The 22,525-nt window shown below is 68.5% G+C and carries 9 protein-coding genes and 1 tRNA gene; 5 read left to right on the forward strand and 5 right to left on the reverse strand.

The window, feature by feature from the left end; all coding sequences use genetic code 11:
* Window positions 1-55: 55 nt before the first annotated feature.
* The 4 genes from FLL47_RS14540 (at window position 56) to FLL47_RS14555 (ending at window position 7,536) form a co-directional block, all read left to right on the forward strand.
* The gene (locus FLL47_RS14540) at window positions 56-4,438 is read left to right on the forward strand and encodes a coiled-coil domain-containing protein (RefSeq protein ID WP_144121057.1); all 4,383 of its coding nucleotides are present in this window, start codon (window positions 56-58) and stop codon (window positions 4,436-4,438) included.
* Window positions 4,435-5,481 carry a Wadjet anti-phage system protein JetD domain-containing protein gene (locus tag FLL47_RS14545; protein WP_144121058.1) on the forward strand — a complete coding sequence of 349 codons (1,047 nt, stop codon included), beginning with the start codon at window positions 4,435-4,437 and terminating at the stop codon, window positions 5,479-5,481. The genes FLL47_RS14540 and FLL47_RS14545 overlap by 4 nt, the downstream gene beginning before the upstream one ends.
* Before the next feature lie 833 nt (window positions 5,482-6,314).
* On the forward strand, window positions 6,315-7,262 hold the full coding sequence (locus FLL47_RS14550) for a tyrosine-type recombinase/integrase (RefSeq protein ID WP_246157915.1): 948 nt from the start codon (window positions 6,315-6,317) through the stop codon (window positions 7,260-7,262).
* On the forward strand, window positions 7,255-7,536 hold the full coding sequence (locus tag FLL47_RS14555) for a hypothetical protein (RefSeq protein ID WP_144121060.1): 282 nt from the start codon (window positions 7,255-7,257) through the stop codon (window positions 7,534-7,536). Before FLL47_RS14550 ends, FLL47_RS14555 begins: the two co-directional genes overlap by 8 nt.
* Window positions 7,537-7,592: 56 nt before the next feature.
* Here FLL47_RS14555 and FLL47_RS14560 read toward each other — a convergent pair whose 3' ends face one another.
* The 5 genes from FLL47_RS14560 to FLL47_RS14575 form a co-directional block, all read right to left on the reverse strand.
* Window positions 7,593-8,552: a tyrosine-type recombinase/integrase gene (locus FLL47_RS14560; protein WP_144121061.1), complete on the reverse strand. Its 960-nt coding sequence runs from the start codon at window positions 8,550-8,552 to the stop codon at window positions 7,593-7,595.
* A gap of 116 nt (window positions 8,553-8,668) precedes the next feature.
* A tRNA-Pro gene (locus FLL47_RS14565) sits at window positions 8,669-8,742 on the reverse strand.
* 439 nt (window positions 8,743-9,181) lie between these two features.
* Window positions 9,182-9,304, reverse strand: a complete 123-nt coding sequence (locus FLL47_RS44735) for a hypothetical protein (RefSeq protein WP_281286710.1) — start codon at window positions 9,302-9,304, stop codon at window positions 9,182-9,184.
* 484 nt (window positions 9,305-9,788) lie between these two features.
* On the reverse strand, window positions 9,789-18,416 hold the full coding sequence (locus tag FLL47_RS14570; protein WP_186315737.1) for a golvesin C-terminal-like domain-containing protein: 8,628 nt from the start codon (window positions 18,414-18,416) through the stop codon (window positions 9,789-9,791).
* Between the two features lie 393 nt (window positions 18,417-18,809).
* The gene (locus FLL47_RS14575; RefSeq protein ID WP_144121063.1) at window positions 18,810-20,153 is read right to left on the reverse strand and encodes a hypothetical protein; all 1,344 of its coding nucleotides are present in this window, start codon (window positions 20,151-20,153) and stop codon (window positions 18,810-18,812) included.
* A gap of 380 nt (window positions 20,154-20,533) precedes the next feature.
* Here FLL47_RS14575 and FLL47_RS14580 point away from each other — a divergent pair, with 380 nt between their 5' ends.
* Window positions 20,534-22,093, forward strand: a complete 1,560-nt coding sequence (locus FLL47_RS14580; RefSeq protein ID WP_144121064.1) for a family 10 glycosylhydrolase — start codon at window positions 20,534-20,536, stop codon at window positions 22,091-22,093.
* Window positions 22,094-22,525: the final 432 nt, after the last annotated feature.

The following is a 22,525-nucleotide window of genomic DNA, read 5'->3' on the forward strand; positions in this document are numbered from 1 at the left end:
GTTGTCTCGTATCCGTCTGCACTCCGTTGGGCCGAAGGCTGCCAGGTACCACGACGTGACGATCAATCTGCGCGACGTTGGACTTCCGGTCAAGCGCCCGGGGCAGAACGCCTTGTTCAGCCTCGAGCCAGGCGATAGCGCGGTCGCGCGGCGTCCCTCGCCGGCCAGCGTCCTATTCCTGGAGAACGGCGGCGGGAAGTCCGTGCTCATGAAGCTGATCTTCTCGGTCATGCTGCCCGGCCGGCGCAACGTCCTGGGCTCCTCTAGCACCAGGGTGCTGGAGGATTTCGTGCTCGCGGCGGACGAGGCCCATGTCGTGTTGGAGTGGCAGCACACCCAGACCGGAGATCGTGTCGTCACGGCGAAAGCGAGCGAATGGCGGGGCCATGTCGTCTCGACCGATCCGAGCAAGCTCACCGAGCTGTGGTACACGTTTCGGCCCACGGAGCACTTCAACCTCGACACTCTGCCGCTGACCGTCGACGGCCGGAAGGTGACGTTGAGCAGCTTCCGGGAGCGGCTGGGGGTGGCGAGCAGGGAAGAGCCCCGGCTGCAGGCCGCGTCGGTGACCAGCCACGGCGACTGGGTCGCCAAACTCGACGACCTCGGCCTCGATCCGGAGCTGTTCAAGTACCAGCGAAGGATGAACGCCGGTGAAGGGGAAGCAGCTGACGCTTTCGCCTTCAAGAGCGATGAGGCGTTCGTGGAGTTCCTCCTGAGCGCCGTCACCGACGAAGAGGACCCGCGAGGACTCGCCGAAGTTGTCGCCGGCTACGCCAAGAAGCTGGCCGACCGCGAAGGCATGCTCGCCGAGCGCGGTTTCATCGCCGGCGCGCTGGACCGTATCGCTCCACTGGCCGACGCCGCCAGCGACGCCGCAGCAGCCGCGCAGCTAGCAGCCGGTGCACGCCGGGAAATGGAAGAGTTCAAAGCCGCCCTTGCCGGACGTCGGGGCGTCGACCAGGTCTTGCTCGATGAGGGCAACGATCAGGTGGCCGCGATCGCGGAGACGGAAGCCGCGGCCGACCAGGACGCCCGGCGGCTGGGCTCCGTCGTGCTGGAGCTGCGTCGTCTGGTGGCTGGCCTGCGGCTGAGCAATGCCCAGGCTGCCAAGACAGCCTTGGAGCAGCACCGAGCTGTGGCCCGCGAACTCGTCGCGGAATGGGAGGCCACCGGCCTGCTCGTCCGCTATCACGAAGCGTATGGCAAGGCCGAGGCGAACCGGACGATCGTCCGCGCCAAGAAGCAGTCCGAGATGCCGGCGAAGGACGCCCGCGACGCGGCGGCACGTCGGCTGGCACGCGCCCTGTCAGCGATGGTGGAAGCAGCCGATCGCGAGCAGGACGCGCTGAGCAGAAAAGCCGTGCTGCTGGGCGCTCAGGCGGTCGAAGCTGGGGCGGAGGCTGTGCAGGCAGCGCAGGCGGGCGCAAGAGCTGAGACGCGGAAAGCAGCGGTAGACAGAAGCATCAGCACCCTCAGTGGCGTGATCAAGAAGGCGATCGATGATGGTCTTGCGCCGGACGCGGATCACATCGAGTCGGCTGCCGTTACGGCTGCGCAGACATCTGAGGCGGCAGATCGCCAGCTGAAGTCCGTAAAGCAGCAACAAGCCGAATATGCGGCGAAGAGGGCTGCAGCGGTCACCGGCCAGATCAGCGCGCACGCCGAGTGGACGAGGCGGGACTCCACAGCCCGCCAGCTCACTTCAAATGTCGCGAGCCTCGCTGCAGAGCGGGCGGGTATCGCGAATCAGGAACGGCTCGCCGAGCTGCTGGAGACCGATCAGATCGATCTCGACAACGATGGCGTGACGCTCAGTCATCGGCTGCAGACGGCAATCGACGAGGTCGAGCGGCAGCTGACGCAGCTGGCGATGGCGGAGGAAAAGGACCTGCGAGTGTCAGCGGCGCTGGGCGTCGGAGATCTGCTCCCGCCGAGTGAGCCGGTGGTCGCCGCCCTGGCGATCTTGGAGACGGAAGATATCCGTGCCTGGGCCGGTTGGACATATCTCGCGCAGCTGCCACCCGCGAGGCGCGACTCCGCCCTGCGATCCATCCCGCACCTGATCGACGGGATCGTCCTCAACAACCCCGACGACATCGGCCCGGCGCAGCGGCTCCTAGACGAAGCCAGGCTCCTGCCCAGCTGCCTCATTGCCGTCGGGACCACCGCCGCCATGCTGCAGCCCGACCTGCCGCCGCCGACAGGCGTGGCGTTCTGCGTCCCGCCGAACCCGGCGATGTTTGACGCGGCCGCGGCAGACATCGAACGACGTCTGCTGGCAGAAGTGAGGGAGCATCGGTCAGCTGTTGTCCTTGAGCTGCGCGCGCGTTGCTCGGACGACAAAGCCCTCCTCGATCAGATCTCGTCCTGGATAAGACGATTCCCGGCAGAAGCCTTCGGACAGCTGGAACGCGACGCGCAGAAGGCTGCGATGACCGCAGCCGAGGCACATGCCGCCATGGAAGCCGCGAAGGAAGCGGCAGAGAACGCCGCCGCGGCGGAGGCGCAACATCAGGCGACCATTCCGCTGCTGGAGACCGCGGCTGCCGATCTTCTCGCACGAAGCCGGCAGCTCGAGGCATTGGCGGAACAAGCCCGGGAACTCCCAGCCTGGATCGAGGAATCCCGCCTCGAAAAGCTGAACCTCGAACTCGCCAAGAGAGAACAGGAAGCTCGTAGCCGCGAAGCGGAGCAGCTGCGCGAAGAGGCCAGACAGGTCGAGAGGCATGCCGGCGACGCACGACGCAGCCGTGACACGTTTCGTGACGAGATCGGCGAGCTGCTCGGCGCCGGAACCGTCGACCTGGCAGACCCGACGCCCACCGAGCCGCTGGTACAACTGCGCCGTCGCCACCAGGAGGCCCGGGTCGCGTACCTCAAAGTCGAGGTGGGAGCCGACCTGCTCACCGAGCTGCGACAGGCGGAGGAAGCGGAGGCGAAGGCGAGCGCCGATGCCGACGGCCTGCCCGTCGAGCGGCGGCGGCGCGCCGAGCAGCTGCTCTTGACCTCGGATGGCAGCGATGCCGCCGGCCGTGCCGCTGGCGTGGAACGGGCAAGGTCAGAGGCCGAGGCGCTGAATGTCCGGGTCGAGGAAGCGGCACGGGAGGTGGGCCGCCTCGAAATCGAGTTCGCAGGTTTCGTGCAGCAAGATCGCTCGCTGGAGCCCTACGGAAAGCCGCTCGACGTCGCGCATGGCGAGTCCCTCATCGCGCAGGCCAGCGTCGACTGGGACAAGGCCCGCCGAGCGCTGGAGATGGTCAGAGCGGGACGCGAAGCGTTGGAGAAGGCAGTGGCCGGCCTGCAAGAGACCCTCAACGCGTTCGCGTCCATCACCGACTCACTGGCCGACATCGCCGACACCGGCCGGGAATACACAGAACGATTCATCGGAGACGTCGCTCAGGCACGGGCGCTGAGAGAACAGCACCGAGCGACGCTCACCGAAGCCGACCGACTACAGGCGGAGACCCAGCGGAAAGTGCGCGCCAACGCCGACGAGCTCGCACAGTTCGCCGTCGACACCCAATTCGAAACTGTCACCAGCCCGGTCCGCCGGCTGATCCTGTCGGTCAACCGCGAGACGCTGCCCTCCTACGCGGCCGACTGGGAACGTGATCTACAACCACGCCTGCGTATTCTCGACGACGAACTCTCCCAGATCAACGAGCACCGCAACGGGATCATCACCCGGCTGCACGGCATGGTCACCACCGCGCTGGCCACCCTCAACACGGCACAACGGCTGTCACGGCTACCCAAAGAACTCGGAGACTGGGGCGGACAGGAGTTTCTCCGGATCCGCTTCACCCCGCTGGAGGCACACCTTCTCCAAGACAGGCTCGGCCAGGTCATTGACGACACCGCTCAGGCAGTCAGCCAGACCTCGGAGAAGAAGCAGCGAGACGGCCTCAGCATCCTGCTGCGCGGCGTCCGCGCCGCCATACCGAAGGGCGTCGTCGTCGAGATGCTCAAACCCGACGCAGTGCTGCGCGCGGAGCGAGTACGCGTCGCCAGCATGAGCGACGTGTTCTCCGGCGGCCAACTGCTCACCGCAGCGATCATCCTCTACTGCACCATGGCGGCGCTACGCGCCAATGAACGTGGCCGCACGAACCTCGCCCACGCCGGGGTGCTCTTCCTCGACAACCCGATCGGTCGCGCATCCGCTGGCTACCTTCTCGAGCTGCAGCTCGCCGTCGCCAGCGCGCTCGGCGTCCAACTGATCTACACCACCGGCATCTTTGACACCAACGCGTTGAGCGCATTCCCTCTCATCGTGCGGCTACGAAACGACGCCGACCTGCGGGCCGGCATGAAATACCTATCTATCGACGAAGAGATCCGCCGTGTACTCGACGACAACGACGACACGGCAGACACCGATCAGATCACCGCGACACGGCTCTTCGTCCGACCGCGAGAGGCCGGTGAATGACCGACCGAGCCAGCCTGTCAGACCGTGCCGGCCGGGTGAGTCAAGCTCTCAGCGCCTGGCCGCGCCAACGAGTGCCACTCGACGACCTGTGGCAGCTGCTCGATGACGCCGACCCCACCAGCCGAGTCTCCACCAGCCGGCGCAGGCTGCTGGCCGACACCCTCACCGAACTCGTGGCCGCACAGATCATCGGCCTCCCGGGACCCAGATCCTATGACCTCTCGGAGCAACCCGCCCTGCCGCGGTTCATCACGGTCATCAACGATGTGCCAGAGCGGAGCCAACGTCGAGCGATCGTCTGGCATCCGGCGCTCGCCTGGGCGGCCAACGCCCGCCTGACAACCGCGCACCAAGAGGTGCTAGAGCGCATAAATGGCTGGCTGTTCACCCACACCGACCAGCTGATCATGCCACTGCGGGAGCGCTCGGTGGAGATCCTCGATGACGAGAAGGCCTTCGACCGGCTCCTGACCACCAACCTGTTCGCGCCCGGCCGCCTGACGTTGGAGCTGCTCCGCGCCCGCAGGGTGGCGCCGCCGATGCACATCCGAGAAGTCGGCGCCGGCTCGGTGCTGCTGGTGATCGAAAACAGCGATACGTTCGACTCGGTCGTCCACGCACTCGCTGCCAGTTCCGGGAAGGTGGGGATGGTTGGCTGGGGCGCGGGCTCGGCGTTCGAGGCCTCAGTGCTGTCCATCGCGCAGCTCGCACGACCGGTCACCCACATCGCCTATTTCGGCGATCTCGACGCGAAGGGTCTGGCGATTCCCGTCAACGCGGGCCGGGTCGCCACCAGTATCGGACTTCCAGGGATACAACCTGCGGACGGCCTGTACGCCGCGCTCCAGCAAGCCGGTCGCCCACGTCCTGGCACCGCACTCGTCACCGACGATGCGGCCGCTAGCCTTGTGAGCTGGCTCGCGGAACCTCAACGTCAGTGGGCCATTGGGGTGCTAACTTCGGCAGCTCGGGTTGCCCAGGAATCGGTGAACCTGTCATATCTGCTACGAGAGCCCGGTTGGCGTGACGGGCTCGCCTATTGATCAATGCTGGCCGTGTCTGGCCCACGGGCCAGTCACTGGAGCGAACGGTCCGCTTCGTCTTGATCACCTCGCCTAACTGCTCAAGCTCCAAGGCTGTCGGGCTGTCGATCCTTCTATCGCCCCAGAGTTCCACGACCTTGGCCCAGTAGGAGACGTAGGTCTTCAGCGTTCCGGCAGCCACGGCCGCCGCGACCTCCGGGACGAACTCGGCAAACGTCGGCACACTCGGCCTGCCCGCCATGCTGCTTGAGACGAGATCGGCCGGTGTCAAACCGAGTTTGCCGAGTAGCAGGAGCGCAGCTTCGATCTCAGGACGTGCGATTGCCGATGATTCCGCAGATGTCATGAGGCTTGACTCCGCGTGCCGGAAGGCGGCCGGTTGACCGGATCTCCGCAGTGACCCAGCGGAGCTGACCGTGTTCAAGTCCACTTGAACACGTGTGCGCCAAAATGCGCACCGGTGCGGTTCTGTGGTGTCCGAGGGGGACTTGAACTCGGCGGCCCAGGTGCGCTTCGCGAGCGCCGCTGCTGATGCCTGCTATCCCATTCTCGCTGGCGAGAGCCAATGGTGCAACCATGTCCATCTAACTGATATGGCCGTCCGTTCCTCTACTTCAGCTCGGCTGCAGCTGGCACCGTGTTGGGTGCTGTTGGGCAGTGTTGGGTAACCGCCGCTCGGCCAACACTGCAATCGGCACCGCGAGCTGACCTTTTACGGGCATGACACGAACCAAGCTCAGGCGTCACGCCGTCACGCTTCCTTTGTTAGTCACAGGCCGCCGGTCGGCAGGCAGCTTCTGCCACGTTCCGAGCGCTCCCTCATGGAGACAATCGTGAAGTTTGACGCCGATCGGCTGATCTCCCGGAACCCGTCAATGTGGGCCAGCTTCCTGCGCGACTGGGATCGGTCCCTGCGCGCCGCCGATCACCCAGCCACCACACGCTACAACTACCTGCTCGCCGCCACCCAGCTGTGCGGGTTCCTCGGCACGTTCGGCCACATCCGCAGCGGAGCAGGCCAAGACCCGCTCGCAGTCACGAAAGCGGACATCGAGCGGTTCCAAGTCTGGATGATCGAGACCCGGTCGGCATCAACGGCACTGAACAAGCACAAGAGCCTGCAGCAGTTCTTCAGCTGGCTGGTGGCAGAGGAGGAGCTCGACGTCTCCCCGCTGGCGCGCGTGCGCCAACCCCGCAGGAAGAAGAAGCTCATTCCGATCATCGGCGAGGACCAGACCCGCAAGGTCCTCAACACCTGTGACCGGCGCACGTTCGCCGGTGCTCGCGACGAAGCGATCATCAGAATGTTTGCCAACACGGGTGCACGCCTGTCAGAGGTCGCCGACCTCGAGATCCACGACATCGACATGTCGCTGGACACCGCCCTCTACCACGGCAAGGGCGGCAAGGACCGCAGAGTGCGGTTCGGGCCGAAGACCGGCCGAGCGCTCAGCCGATACATCAGGATGCGGTCGCAGCACCGCGCCGCCCAGCTATCCCACCTGTGGCTGGCGCAGAAGGGTGCAGCGCACCTGAGCGACAACGGAATCCAGATGATGCTCAGGCGGCGAGGCCAAGCCGCCGACGTCGAACACCTGCACGCCCACCGCTGGCGGCACACCTACGCCCACGAGTGGAAACGCGCCGGCGGCGACACCGGCGACCTGATGGTGGTACTCGGCTGGTCATCAGACGAGATGCCGCGACACTACGGTGCCAGCGCCGCCGCCGAACGCGCTCAGGAGACCCAAGCACGGCTGAGGATCGGCGAAGATGTCTGACTCCGCCGACTCGCTGGAGGCCAGAACCGGCCTTACTGCCGCCCAGCGCCGTCGCCGTGCGCGAGTCGCCGTGCACACTTCCTGGGCCAACACCGCGGATCGGTCGGCGCGGACAGCCCCAGCCAGGCAGGCGTTCCAAGCCAGGTTCGAACGCCAGGTCGACCCGAACGGGCTGCTGCCTGCCGAGGAGCGTGCCGAGCGCGTCAGGCACGCGATCAAGGCCTACATGCTGCAACTGGCCGAACGCTCTCGCCGCTCACGGCAGGCGAAATGACACCCAAAAGGGTGCGCCCCACGCGGAGCGCACCCTTGACTGCGCCGATAGGCCAGTCAGACGCGCTCGCCGATGCCGAGCCGCTGCTGGGTCTCCAGCGCGCGTTCGGCAGCGGCGCTGCGCCCGTAGTGCCGCGGCATCGCGTCGGAGGTCCAGCCGAGCACGAGCATCAGGTCGCCGGTGTCGGCGCCGGCGCGTTTCCATTCGTGGGCGTAGCTGTGCCGCCACCGGTGCGCGTGCAGGCGTTCGATGCCTGCCTTTTCCCCCAGCCGCCGCAGCATGATCTTGATGCCGTTCGGGGCGAGCCGACGGCCACCGCGGTCAGCCAGCCACAGGAACGGCAGCTCGTTGCCCCGGTGGGTCGCCCGAGCCCGCAGGTACCGGCTCAACGCTCGGGCGGTCTTCGGACCGAACCGCACCCGCCGGTCTTTGGCACCTTTACCTCGGAAACGCACGGACTCGGTGGCCAGGTCGATGTCGTCGAGGGCCAGGTCGCCGACCTCGGACAGGCGGGCGCCGGTGTTGCACAGCAGCCGGATGATCGCCTGGTCACGCAGGTTCGCGAAGGTCTTTCCCTTGCACAGGTCGAGGACCTTCTTGGTGTCGACGTCGCTGAGCACCGGGATCAGCTTCTCCGGCGTCTTGGGCTGACGCACGCGCTCCATCGGGGAGCGGTCCATCTCCTCCTCGTCGATGACCAGCCACTTGAAGAACTGCTGCAGGGCCTTGTGCTTGTTCAGGCCGGTCGACGCCGACCTGGTCTCGATTACCCATGCCTGGAACGCCTCGACGTGACCCTTGGTGACCAGCGTCGGGTCGTCGGCAGCGGCGTCGGAGTCGAAGTCGGGCGAGTGCTCCTTGAGGTACCGGGCGAGCTGGGCCGCGGCCAGGACGTAGTTGTAGCGGGTCGTGTCGGGGTGGTTGCGCGCGCGCATGGTCCGGTCCCAGTCCTGCAGGAAGCCGGCCCATACTCTGGGGAGGCCTTCGAAGACCTTTGCGACATTGAGAGTCGTCACTTAGCACCTTGCCTAGTCAAGGGGTCCACCAACGGTGTACTCGACTTCGGCTGACGTTCCCTGTACACAAGAAGAGGGCCCCCACAGGCTTTGACCTGCGGAAACCCTCGACGCTGTCGGGCTGGCCGGATTCGAACCGACGACCCCTTGACCCCCAGTCAAGTGCGCTACCAAGCTGCGCTACAGCCCGTTGCCGAGATGATCTCTCACCGCGGCAGCCCGTACAGCGTAGCGCACTCTGACAGGGGCTGCGCACACGGCCCCCGTGTCCGTTTCATGCCGGTTCTACTGGGTGATTCAGCCCGCCTTGTCTAGACCATCCTAGGAACCTGCCTAACCGGCACCACCAGAAGGGCGCCGACACCCGCCGTAGTGCCGGAAGCGCCCCTTCCCCGAGTACAACGGCCAACAGGCCCCACAAAGCATGATCAGCGCCGTTCGGCGCTCCTCAGCGCTGTTCGGCATCTGTTCAGGGAGCGGCTCTGCTCCCATTTTTGCTCCCCACTCCCCGGCACGCCGTCAACGCGGACGGCCGTAGCGCGCGGGTCGGCCGGATGGGCCTGGACGTGAGAGGTGCCGGACCGCCCAACGGTCCGGCACCTCTCATGGTCGGTGTGGTGGGTCGTAACTCAGTCGTGCCTGGCGCCGCGGCGGGTCCGCTTGGCTGCCAGGGTGTTGATGGTGAGGGTGAAGGCCGGGCCGTCGTTGGCGTGCCAGCGGCACTGGAGTCCGTCGATGATCGCCTGCTCCATCACGGGGGTGGTATGGCTGTATACCCCGCGCACCCCTTCAAGTGGTGGCCGAGGCGGTCGCACTGTGCGACCTCGGAAATGTTGTCCTCGATCATCCAGGTCTCATGGGTGTGGCGCAGGTCGGCTATGTCATGCCAGCCATCGAACTGGGCGTCGCGCTAGTGATCGGTCCCCGCCGCTGGCGCGAACCTCGCGAACCGCCGAGTCCGACGCCTGCGTTCATGGCGATTTGGCGAAGGCGTACGCGGTGGGTGGGTTCAATGATTCCTTCGATGGCTTCTCGGAAGCCCAGTACGTTGCGGGCGGCGTAGCCGTCGCCGGAGTCGATGGCGCGCTTGGGACGCGGCTGAGGATCTTGGCGGCCAGTTCTGGCCGTGTCGCGTTCGCGAGAATCGCGAGCGTAAGACCCAGCCGGGCACGGTACGAGGCGTAGTTTGCCCCGGTGTCCGCCGCTGCGAATTGCCGCAGTGCGCCGGCGCGGGCGTCAGCCCATCCAGGCTCTGGGGTTGTGCGCCGCCTCCCAGAACGCGGACCAGCCGGTGGCCTCGTCGACGTGTTCGACGGTGCCCTCGACCGCGGATTCGAGCCAGCGCAGCTCGGTGGCGCCGGTGTAGCCGACCTGGACGTCGCCGCTGACCCCCGGCACGAGTTGCAGGCCGACGCCGGTGACGACGGAGACCGACGTGAAGTCCGACAGGTCGTCGGCGTTGAGACTGGCGCAGACCGCGGCGGCGCCGACCGCCACCGTGCCCGCGCTCACCGCGATGCACACCGACGGACCCCGCATCTCGCCCAGATTCTCCGCGGTGGAGTAGACGGTCTGGATGGTCGCCGCCGCGCTCGGTCCGTCCGGGCCTCCGGTGCCGAACCATCCCCAGTCGCCGGAGATGAAGCTGACGGCGCCGTACTCGTCGCCGGCCTTGACGATGCAGCCCTGCCCGGACGCGCCCCAGAAGAGGATGCCGATGTCCCCGGCGCCGCAGAACCCGAGACCCTTGGGGTCGTCGTCCATCAGCCGCCGGGCCTCCGCCAGGATCTCGTCCTTGATCTGCGGCAGGATGTCCATGATGTCCTCCTCGGCGGTCCCGCCGTCGTCACCGCCGCCGCTCTCGCGCGGCCGGACGATCCACCGGTCCCCGTCGCGATGGCAGCTGATGTCACCGCGGACGCAGTCGTCGGGGATGTGGCCGTCCAGCTCTACGTTGCTGATCGGGTTACCGGCACCGAAGGCGTACCGGTTGCCGGTGAACGGGCTCGCGGCGAGGTTCAGGTCGGCGAGCGCGCCGTTGTAGACGTCCCGGCTGAGGAACCGGCCGATCGCCGGACTGTAGTCGCGGAAGCCCATGTCGTAATCGCCGGAGGCGGAGTCCCACCGCTTGGCGTTGAACCGGTACGGGTTGTACGCCTCCTTCGCGGGATCACCGGCGTCGGGCTTGTCGATGCCGGTGAGCTGCGTTTCGTCGGTGCGGCCGTAAGCGGTGTAGCCGTAGGTCGCCATGGTGGCGCCGGTGCCGCCGGTCAGGCTCTCGACGTCGGAATGCGGGTTGTAGCCGTAGTAGGCGGTCTCCTTCGAACCGTCGGTCTCAGTGGTGACCTGCGAGAGCCGCTCGCCCCAGGGCGAGTACTGGTAGGACTTGGTGACCTGGCCCGCGACCTGCTCGTCCAACACCTCGTCGGACAATCCGAGGTAGGCGAAGTCGGTCGTCTTCTGCTGAGGGCTACCGGCGTCCGTCGTCCTGGTCGCGGTGCGGTCGAAGGGATCGTAGGTGTAGCGGGTCGTACGGGTGATCCCGCCGCTGGTGGTGCGCTCCTCCGCGACGTGGTCGAAGCCGTCGTACGTCTTGCGCTGTAACACCTGGCCCGCGGCGGTGACGGTGTCCAGGCGGCCGAACGGGTCGTAGTTGTATTTCGCCGTCACCCCGGATGTGACCGCGGTCAGCAGGCGGTTGCGGTCGTAGTTGAAGGTCGTCGCCACGCCGTTGATCGACTGCGAGACCACGTTGTCGTTGGCGTCGTGAACGTAGGTCTCGCTGCCGCCGGTCGCCTTGAACACCCCGGCGACCCGGTCCCGGGGATCGTAGGCGTACATCGCCGAGCCGTCGACGAGGGCGCCGTGGTCGTCGGCGTTCATCTTCCGGCTGGCGTCGCCGATCCGGTTGCCGTTGAGGTCGTAGGTCAGTCCGTGGTCGGCGACGAGCGCGCCGGCGGACGTGCGCTCGACCTGCGTACGCAGCAGCCCATCCAGGTAGTAGGTGTGGTCGACGGTGTTGCCGTTGCCCTTGACCTCCCGCAGCCGCTCGCCCTTGTCGGTGTACGTGTAGGTGGTGATCTTCGAAGCCGGGTCCGTCGGCGTGGCACCGCCGGTCACCTTGGACACCAGGTCGCGAGCGTCGTACTCGTAGCGGGAGAAGGTCGTGTCATGGGTGACCGTCTCCGCCGCGCCGGTCGGCGTGTAGGTGAGCGCCGTGGTGTCGACCGCGGTGGCGCCGAGCATCTCGCGTACCGACGCCACCTGGTTCAGCTCGGTGTAGGCGATCTCGTACCGGTCGATCCGGCGACCGGGACTGGTGTCGGTGATCAGGTCCAGGTTGCCGTTGGAGTCGTAGTCGTAGGTGAACGTCCTGGATTCGGCGTCGGTCTCACCCGTGTTGTCACGGACCAGTTTGACGGCGTCGGCGACGGCGGTGCCGGTGGCGCTCTGGCCGAGGGTGACCTTGCCGGTGGTGCCGCCGGCGAACAGGTATTTGCCGACGTTCACCCAGGTTCCGGCGTTCTGCTGCTGGTTGACGGTGCGGTCGGTGGTCCCCGCGGCGTGGGTGACCTTGACCGGTGCGGCCGTCGCCGCGCCGGACACCGCCGGATACCGGACGAACACGTCGTACGCGCCGTCCTGGGGGATCGGCAGGCTCCACTCGAAGGTGTCCGTGCCGGCTCCGGTGGCGTGCGTGCGGTAGTCGTAACCGTGGAAGCCGGTGCCGCCGGTGGCGGTGGCCCAGGTCCCGGTGGTGGCGGCGTTGTGGAAGTCGGAGTTGTCGGTCAACGCCACCCGGTTGCCGACCGGTACGCCGAGGTCGCTGCGCGACTTCAGGGTGCCGTCGGGGTGGTAGTCCCAGACCATCCAGCGGCTGGAGGAGCCGCCGGCGGCACCGACCACGGTCGCGGTCTGCTGCCCCAGCCCGTTGTAGGCGTACCCGGTCAGGATGTCCCACGGGTCCTTGGACGACTTGAGCCAGCCGTTGTCGAAGTACGTGTAGGTGGTGTCGTTGCGCACGGTCTGGCCCTGGGACGGCGGAGCGGAGACGGTCGTGACGCGCCCAGCGTCGTCGTAGCTGTAGACCGTCCGGTCCGCCTGGTTGTACCGCGCGTCGGCCGGGTCGTACGGGGTCAGGATCTCCTTCGCCCGGTTGAGTTGGTCGTAGACGGTCTGGTAGAGGAAGTCGGCGTTGTTCGCGGTCGCCGTGCCGCGCGGGCTGATCACCTTGGTCCGGTTGCCGACCTGGTCGTACTCGAACCGGGTGATCGGCGTGACCGGGGTGCCGTCGGTGCGGTGCGGTGAGCGCACCTCGACCGGCAGGCCGCGGGCGTCGAGGATCACGTCCGTCCGGGTGCCGGCCCGGTCGATGCGCGCCTTCACAAGGCCGTCGCGGTCGTACTCGGTGATGTCGGGCTTGCCGAGCGCGTCGAAGACGACCCGCACCAGATGGTTGCGGTCGTACCAGTAGGCGGTGGTGAAGTCGGCGGTGTCGGGGGACGCCGTCTTGCGCGGGTCCAGGATCGTGGCGACGTTGCCCGCAACGTCGTACCGGTATTCCAGCCGCTGCCCGAGGGCGTTGGTCACGGTGGTGAGCCGGTGGATCTCGTCGTATCCGTAGGTCGTGGTGAAGTCCCCGGCGGTGGCCGTCAGGGTCCCCTTCGGCTCGGTGACCGTATGCAGCTTGCCTACCTTGGTGTAGGTGTAGGAGGTACGCCGTTCCGGGTTGCCGGCGGTGTGCTTCGGGGCGAGCGCGGAGGTCATCCGGTCCTCGGCGTCGAAGACGGCGTCGGTGACGGCACCGTTCGGCGCGGTGACCCGGGTGACGTTGTCGTTGGCGTCGTACACCGGCGCCGGGGTCACGATGAACTGGTTGTTCGCCTGGTCGAGCGGCATGGTGGTGACCAGCGACCGGCCGAAGCCGTCGTAGGTCTGCGTTGTCCGCTTCAGCAGCGGGTCGACCAGCTCGGTCAGGTTGCCGCGGCTGTCATAGCCGGCCGTGGTCACCTTGCCCAGCGCGTCCACCACCCGGCGCGGCTTGCCGGTGACGTCCTGGTTCTCATAGCGGGTGGTGTTGCCGTTGGCGTCCTTGGCGCTGAGCAGCTGTCCCCACGTGTCGTAGGTGTAGGTCGTCGTGTAGTCACCGGCGGTCGTGGTCGCGGTGCCCGCCGGGACGGTGACCGTGAGAAGGTCCGCCTCGCCGGAGTAGCCGAACGTCCACGTCCGCCCTTCGGGCGAGCGCTTGGACAGGAGTTCGGCGGTGTTGCCGCTCAGCGCGGTTTGATAGGTCAGGATCGTGCCGGCGGTGCCGTTGGCGACCGCCTCGGCGTCCTTGACCTCCGTCGGGTATCCGGTCTTCTGGTCGTAGGTCCATGTGCGGACGGCGCCGCCGGGCTCCTCCAGCCGGTTGACGTTGTGGTCGGCGTCCCAGCCGAGCTTCATCACCTGGTTCTTGGCGTCGGTCGCCTGGACCGGCCGGCCCAGCGGGTCGATGACGTACGCCGTCGCCCGGTTCTCCGCGTCGGTGACCGTGGTGGTCCGGTTCGGCGCGGTCTCGGCGTAGGCGTACCGGGTGACCCCGGCGAGCCGGTCGGTGATCGTCTTTGCCCACCAGTGGTACGCCGGCGGATCGGCCGGCGGCGAGTGGTACGCGAGATTGGTCGCGTTGCGCCGCGGGTCGACGACCTTGACGAGCTTGACGTTCTTGTTGCCCTGCGTCATGTCGTACTGGAACGAGAACTGCTTGGCCGGCACGCCGGTGGCACTGTCCAGGATCTCGCCGAGCAGGCCCTTGTCGGTGTAGGTGAACGTCAGCGCCCGCCCGGAGACGTCGGTGACGCGGCGGATGTGGTCGATGATGAACGGGTTGGTCAGGTTCGTCAGTCCGGTCGTCTTCGTCCACGTGCTGTCGTTGATCAGCTCGTACGGGTCACCCTTGGCCCAGTAGTCGACGGTGAGCGTACGCCGCCCGGCCGGGTCGACGATGTACCTGAGGAACTTCGTCGGCTGGTTGGCGGACCTGCGCGTCTCGTAGACGAAGTCCATCCGGTTGAAGTTCTTGTCCTCGGTGGACGTGTGGTAACCGGCGCAGTCGAAGTAGAACGTCGTGCGGTCCGGCTTGGTCATCTTCCAGGCCCGGTCGAACTCGTCCTTGGGCTTGCAGTCGACCAGCCGCTGCAGGAACAGGTGCACGCCGGCTGGGTGGGCGTAGACGTCGTCGAGCACCGACGGCGTGCCGCGGTCGTCGGTCATCGCGAACGTGTGGGTGGTGCCGTCGCCGTCGGTGAAGGCCACCTCCCGGCCGTGCGGGTTCGGGTGCGGGTCGATGGGGGTGCCGAGGCGCAGCACCGACGACGCCTGCGCCGACCAGCCGAACCCGGCGACCGAATCGCTGGTGTCCATGGAGTTGTAGGACATCCGGAAGAACGTCGACAGCCCGCGCGACGGGTTGGTGAACGCGTTGTAGCTCCAGACCAGGTTGCCCGAGTGCAGGTTGGCCATGGCCGCGCCGCCGCCGCCGGTGTTGCGCCCGGCGTAGGCGTAGAAGCCCTCCAGGCCGATCTCGTCGGAGGTCGGGTCCTGCACGCCGAGGTTCTGCTTCAGCGCGCCGGGGTTGCCGGCGGTCTGCGAGAACCACGCCCCGGTGCCCTTGTTGACCAGCTCCCAGCCCAGGACGTGCTCGGCGCGCTTGCTGGCCTCGCCGGCGGGCATCGGCGGGGCGGTCACCTGCGCGTCGAACGAGACCGACTCCTGCGGCGCCACGTCACCGGGCAGGTTGGTCACCGCCTGCGGTGCCGTCACCGCGGTGCCGTCCGGGCGCGTCCAGCGGTAGGACAGCGCCCAGGTGCCCGCGGACAGGGCCGCGGTGGTCGGGTTGGTGACGGTCGCCCGGACGGTCGCCGTGGTCCCGGCCGCGAGCGCGGTCGGGGTCTCCGGGATGTAGTACGTGCTCTCCGGCGTGGTGTCGACGTAGGTGACCACGAGCTGCGGGCGCAGCTCCGGCTCGGCGGCCTCGCTGGACAGGAACACCGCGCGGGCGGTCCTGGTCTCGTCGCCGTGCAGGATCGCCAGGCCCTTGTTGCTCGCCGGCACGCTGACCCAGTCCTGCACCATCGCCTTGACGTTGAAGTTCTGCCGCTTCGGGTCGTTGGTGAACCCGGTGGCCGAGGAGTAGGAGGTGGCCGCGAGGTCGCCGCCGCCGGCGGTCCAGGCGGTCGCGGTGCTCGCCCGGTTCCACGTCGCCTGGTTCTCGACGAAGTCGCGGATCAGCGCGCGCGCCTTGAACGTGCCGGCGCCGCCCCCGTCCGGGCCGTAGAGCCAGGTGTTCCACAGCTTGACCTCGGCGTCGACCACCCGGGCGGTGGCCGGGATCGCCGCCGTCGGGAACTTCAGCACCGCGCGGGTGGTGCCGTAGTTCGGGTCGTTGGCGCCGGCGACCAGCCACGGCTGGCCGGCGAACAGGTCGTGGTTGGTGTCGCGGGTCTGCGCCGACAGGGTGGTGTCGACCACTCCCGACTGGATGATCCTCATCGTGCGGCCGGCCTTGGGCAGGCGCACGATCTGGGTCGGGGCGGGGGTCAGGCCGCCGTCGGCCGTCTTGACCGCGACCATGTAGTAGTAGGCCCGGCCCAGCGGGTCGGGGTCGGTCGCGGCGGTCGGTTCCGCGGAGCTGTCGGTGTAGGTGGTGACGCCGGCCTTCACCGGTGCCACCAGCGTCGCCGCCGACGGTGTGAACGTCTGGTGCACGCTGCGGTGCACCTGGTATTCGGCCAGCTCGTCACCCACGCAGAAGCCGCACGGGTCGGTGTACGTCGTCCAGGACAGCTCCGCGCCGGTGGCGTGGATCGTCGTCGGCGGGCTCAACGTCACCCCGGGCCGCGCGTAGGTGATCACCAGCCGCGGATACACCGCGGTCTCCCCGTTGTACGCGTAGATGCTGCCGTTGTAGCGCGGCCCGCCCTGGCCGGCGGCGCTCTCGTCGGCGGCCTTGAGTACGAAGCCGTGGTTGGCGCCGCCGTTGACCCAGCCCTGCACGATGTTGCGCACGGAGAAGGAGTGCCAGCGGCTGCTCTCGTCGTTGGCCGGCCGGGTGGCGGTGCCGCGCTTGACCAGCCGGACGGTGTCGGCCACGACCGCCTTGGACGCGTCGGCGACGTCGCCGAGCACGACCGTGCCGGCGGTGCCGGCCAGGAACGGCAGGGTGCCGGTGCCCAGGCGGGTCCACTTGGCGGCGGCGGTGGCGGCGTACTGGTTGACGGTGAACGTCTGCGAGCCGCCGTTGAAGTTGACCGTGTAGGGCGCGGCGGTGCTGCGGTCCGGGCCGGCGACGTAGTGCACCCACACCTCGTAGTCGCCGGGCTCGGTGACGGACGGGTACCAGGTGTACTTGTCGCCGGCGGTGGCGTTTTTGGAGTACGCGTAGTCGCCGCCGATGCCCAGGGTCCGGTCCGCGGCGGTGGCGTTCGGCCAGCTGCCGGTGATCGCGTGCTGCATGATGTCGCCGTCGTCGACGTCCTCGGTGTTGTCGCCGGGCGTGCCGACGAGGCCGGCGGTGTTGTTCCAGGTGGCACCGGTCTCGGTCCAGGCGCCGGTGGCCTGGTGGGCCGCGACGGTGACCGCCGAGGCCTTCGACGTGTGCCACTGGTCGTAGTAGACCTGCAGCGAGGCCGCGTCGACCGGCGTGCCGGTGGTGATGCCCGCGGGCAGCGCGAACCTCAGCAGCGACCGGGACAGGCCGACCTCGCCGGAGGGCTGCAACGCGGTGGTGCCCACCGACAGCCGCCAGCTGCTGTCGTAGTTGGTGTCCTTGGCGTCGTCCTCGCGCACGACCATGGTGTCCTGCGAGTCGGTCGGGGTGGGCGCGATCTTCACGGTGGGGTCGATGACCACCGGGTAGCGGCGTGCCGGGTCGGTCAGCCAGGCCCGGTCGGCGGCGATGGTGACCGTCGCCGTGTCGCCCGCGACGCTCAGCCGCTGCTGGACGCGGTCGCTCCAGGTCGTGCCGTAGGGCGACGACGCGCGCTCGGCGGCGTCGGTCATGAACGGCGGCGGGATCGTCAGCGCCACGGCACCGGCCCGGTCGCGGATCGCGATGGATCCGTCGCCCCGGTGCTCGGCGCGCAGCCCGCCGAGGGTGAGGGTGAACGTGAACTCCACGTCGCCGGTGCCGGTCGGCAGGGCGGCCAGGACGATCTCCTTGCGGGCCTGCCCGGCGCCCACCACATAGGTCAGGTCGACGCCGGTGCCGAAGGCGTCGGCGTAGGTGACCCGGTCGTCGGTGACCGCGGGGCGGCCGATCCGCGCGCCGGGCGCGCCGAGGGTCAGCGTGCCGCCGCCGGCCTCCAGGCGCAGCAGCCGCCGCGCGGTGGTGCCGAAGTAGGTGCGCAGCGTGTTGGTGGTGTTGGCGTAGGCGTACCCGTCCGGTGCGCCGGACCGGGCCGCGGGCCGCACGGCGGTGTCGATCGGCCGCCACGCGGCGCCGGAGCGGTAGTGCAGCGGCCCGGCCGAGATCTCCTGCTGCAACCGGCCGTCGGACAGCTGGAAGACGCGGGCGTTGGCGGTGCGCTTCGCGGCGATCTCGCGTACGCGCGTGGCCGGTGCGGCGCTCGCGCCGCGCGGTGGCGGATCGTGGCGTGGCAGGCCGTCGGGAGACAGGGCGACCGGGCGCGCGACCGACGTGCCGCCGCCTTCGCTGGCCGGTCGCCATCCCTGGCGGGGATCGCCGCTCACGGCGTCCCCGGTACGCTGCCGCCACGGCATGTCGGCGGCGGGAACCAGACTTACGAGCATGACAGTCGCCAGCGCGAGCGCGGCCGTGCGGCGGTGCTCGACGCGTCCGGCGATTCTGCCCAGAATCGTCACCGGAACCTCCCCAAGGTTGGCCATACCATACATGGATAGGCTTAACTTCGTGGATCGGTGATGAATCGGTGATGTCGCCGGGCGGCGGCCGACGGGCGAGCCGGGGAACCGTCGGACTAGCATTCGAAAACGGCCCAGCACCACGAAGGCCGGGAAGTGCCGCCACGTTTCAGCAGGTGATCGGAAGGCAAAACTTTCCGCGAAACCAGGCGATGCCTCAAAGGATCATCGCCCGCAAGAACTATCGCCTGCTCCAAAACGCTCCCCGACAGCTGCCTCAGAATCTTGACGAGACACAGCAGCGCTATAGGGGGCATCGGCGCCCGCGCGGACGGCCTTGAGGTTGACCCGGCCGTGTGACGGGAGGCCGGCGCGCACCGACCGCCCGCACGGTCACCGCGGGTGGGCGGGGACGATCGCGACTCGTTCGCCGCCCAGCCGCACCGGATGGCAGCTTGCGGCCGTACACACCAACACCTCGTCCAGCGTCTCGCGGCCCTCGTCTACGGCGACCAGCACCGCCGGGCCGAGCCACCCGGCCGGGCGCGGCGGGCCGTCGTGCCCGGCGAGCTCCGAGACACGGCCGGCCGCGAGGTCGGCGGTGCGGAACAGGCGCAGCCGCACCTCGCTTGCCGGTACGTTCTGGTCGCCAAGGGTGAGCGCCACCAGGGAGCCGTCGGGCGACAGTGCCGCCCGCAGCACCGTGCGGCCGGGCAGGCACGCTTTCATTCCCGCGAGCGGCCCGGCCCGGTTCATCCGGGCCACCCGTACGCAGCTTCCCTCGCCGGTCAGCAGGACCGTGCGGCCGTCGCCGGACACGTCCGCGACCAGCACGTCCTCGGTCACTGTCGTGGTTCCGGTGGTCAGGTCGTACGTGGCCAGGCCGCTGATCGCGCCGGGGTGGGCGCCCTCCAGCACGCCCCAGCTGACCAGTAGGCGGTCGCCGGTAAGCCACATGTCGTGCACCTGGTTGCCGCGCGCTGCCGTACGCACGTCGAGTCGGGTCCGCTCCCGGCCCGACGGCAGGTCGTAGACGTACAGGTGGGGATGCAGGTACGCGGCCATCGCCCGCCCGTCCGCCTGGACGGCCGTCTGCGCGCCCGCCAGGCGTGGCGTGAAGTCGCGCAGCCGTCCGTCGTCGCCGAGGAGCACGGTCAGGTGCATGGCGAGCGGGTCGTCGGTCGAGGTGCGCACGATCCAGCCCGCGGCGACGCGTACCGCGGCCATCGCACGGGTGTCCGCGGGCAGCGGGATGCGCACCGGGGGGCCGTCGGGGCGGTGGATGACGCCGTTGGCGTCGAGCGTCGCGGGTGCGGTGCTCCCGGGCGGGGCCGGTGCGTCGGTGTCGGGTGCGGCGGTCGTCGGTACGGCGCTCGCGGAGGTGGCGCTCGTGGTGGCGGTGGGACGGCGCGCGGAGGGCGGTGCGGCGGTGTACGCCTGCTGCAGCCCGATGCCGACCAGCACCGCGAGCACGGCGAGCGCCGCGGCGGCGGTGCCGCTGCGGACGGCGGCTTTGCGACTGACGGCGAACCGGCGTCGCAGCAGTTCGTCGGCGATCTCGTCGGGGCTGCGCGGGGCGATGCGGCGCCCGGCCGCGGGCGCGGGCCCGGTGACGTCGATCGGCTCCGGCTCGCCGGCCGCGGTGACGTCGGTCGGCTCCAGTTCGCTCGCCGCGATGGCGTCGGCCGGATTCGGCCCGTTCGCCGCGGGCGGGTCGTCGGCGTGGGTCTCGTGCATGGCTCCCCCGTTCATGTTGTCGGGTGGAGGACGCGCCGAATCCCCGTCGCAGTGGCATCGGCGGGTCGAGTCTTTCGGTTGATCTTTGGTGTCCGAACGGCCCTCCCGTTCGGAACCTGCCCGTACCTCGCGACCAAGCAGGACAACAACGGACCCGGCCCATCCCGACAACTGGACCTACCCTCCCCCGGCCGGGCGTCCGCCGATCGGGGTCGCGGTAGCTCGGTTGATCGAGCAGATGGCGCGGGACAACCCTTCCACGTGACACCGCTGTAAGTTATCTTCACTTCAAGTCGAGTCGGTCGTAGCTAATTTTCTTAGCTCGACATCCACTGCCTCCGGGCGTGCTTCGCCTGGGCAGTCTCACCCAGGAGTGCCCCTTGCCAAGACGAGCCCTAGCCACCGCAGTCGCCTTCCTCCTCGCGCTGAGCCTCGGCGCCACCGCGCCCGCCGCCGCCGCCGACCCGCCGCAACAGTGGCGCAGCTACTGGGTCGACGCGTTCAACGAAGGTGTGTACACCCCCGCACAGGTCACCAAGCTGGTGCAGGACGCCCAGGCCATCAATGCCAACGCGTTGATCGTCCAGATCGCACGCCGGTACGACTGCTTCTGCAACCGCGCACTGTATCCGCGCACCGACGCCGCGATCGCTCCCGCGCCATACGACCCGCTGGACGAAGTCATCGCTCAGGGCCACGCGGCCGGCCTGGAGGTCCACGCCTGGGTCAATGTCAACACGATGTGGAATGCCGCCGCGCCGCACTCCTCGCCGGATCATGTATTCAACAAGCACGGCCTGTCGGCAACCGGAGCGGATCGCTGGCTCAACAAGAAGGCCGACGGCACCGAGCGCGTGGGCAACAACGCCTTCATGGACCCCGCCAACCCTGCGGCGAACAACTACACGGTCGCGGCGATCCAGAGCATCGTTCGGGAGTACGACGTCGACGGGATCAACCTCGACTACGTGCGTTACCCCGACTTCAGCTCCACCACCACCCACAGCGACTGGGGCTACAGCGAGGTCTCGCTGGCCCGCTTCCGGGCGGCCACCGGACGCACCGACACCCCGATGCCCTCCGACCAGCAGTTCACGGACTGGCGCCGCGAGCAGATGACCGGCCTGGTCCGCAAGATCTACCTCGGGATGTGGGAGGCGGACCCCCAGGCCCGCCTGTCCATGGACGGCATCACGTACGGCTTCGGGCCGCAGAGCGTCGGCGGGTGGGAAAAGACACGGACCTACGCCGAGGTGCTGCAGGACTGGAAGGGCTGGCTCTCCGAAGGCATCATGGACACGGTCGTGGCCATGAACTACAAGCGCAACTGGATGCCCGACCAGAAGCAGATGTACGACGAGTGGACAGAGGTCCTCGCGGACTGGCAGGGCGACCGGCAGGCCGTGGTCGGCCCAGCGCTCTACCTGAACTCCGTTCCCGACAGTCTCGCCCAGGTGCGATCGGCGTTGGCGCCGACCGCCGCCGGCAACACGGCAGCGGGATGGAGTGGATACTCCTACGCAAACCCGAGCATGGCCGGGGTCGGCCAACCGGCTGCGGTCAGGGACGGCGAGCGCGCCAAGCTCGTGGAGGCACTCACCGTCGGGCCGAATGCGCCGTTCGCCGACGAGGCGGTCGTGCCGACGATGCCGTGGAAGGCGAGCCCCACCGACGGGCACGTCGCAGGACGGGTAGCGCTACGTGACGGCACCGCCCTGGACCAGGTCACGGTCTCCCTGAAGCCGATTCTCGGCCACGGTGTGACGCAGACCCGGCGCACCGACGGCGACGGCTGGTTCGGCTTCGTCCACGTGGAGTCGGGCCTGTACTTCGTGACCGTCGCGCTGCCTGACGGCACCGTGGGCCGCTCGCTCGCCGTGGTCCGCGTTTCCAACGGCAAGATCGCCGATGCCGACCTGACCGGGCTCATCAAGCTCTAGAAAGCAAAGCCGAACGACCTCGATGAGCCGCGGCGTCCCAGACACCACGGCTCATCGAGGTGGGCCGCTTTCGGGGTCATGCCGAAGTGTTCGCGGACCGCGACTGGAGGTGCCGCTCGGGACCAGGCGGCGTCGGGCGGCGTCCGGCACCCACGGGTCCCGCTGGATGCCGTTGCGATGCGGCATCGGGGGACGTGCTGGACCGTGTCGGACCTGCGGGTCAGATCGCCGTGGCGAGTTCGGCGAACGCCGCGGCGACCCGCTGGGCGGGCGGGACGTCTATCGCGACCTCGTAGTGTCCGCGGCGGAGATTCTGCATGAACGCGTGTCCGGGCAGCTCCCATTTTGCTCCCCACTCCCCGGCACGCCGTCAACGCGGACGGCCGTAGCGCGCGGGTCGGCCGGATGGGCCTGGACGTGAGAGGTGGGGGG

The sequence above is a fragment of the Catellatospora sichuanensis genome (assembly GCF_007483665.1).
GTDB classification, from domain to species: Bacteria; Actinomycetota; Actinomycetes; order Mycobacteriales; family Micromonosporaceae; genus Catellatospora; species Catellatospora sichuanensis.

Excerpts from the sequence above, each read along its gene's own strand:
- FLL47_RS14545 (WP_144121058.1), top strand. The coding sequence starts at position 4,435 with ATGACCGACCGAGCCAGCCTGTCAGACCGTGCCGGCCGGGTGAGTCAA.
- FLL47_RS14555 (WP_144121060.1), top strand. The coding sequence starts at position 7,255 with ATGTCTGACTCCGCCGACTCGCTGGAGGCCAGAACCGGCCTTACTGCC.
- FLL47_RS44735 (WP_281286710.1), bottom strand. The coding sequence starts at position 9,304 with ATGGAGCAGGCGATCATCGACGGACTCCAGTGCCGCTGGCACGCCAAC.
- FLL47_RS14575 (WP_144121063.1), bottom strand. The coding sequence starts at position 20,153 with ATGCACGAGACCCACGCCGACGACCCGCCCGCGGCGAACGGGCCGAAT.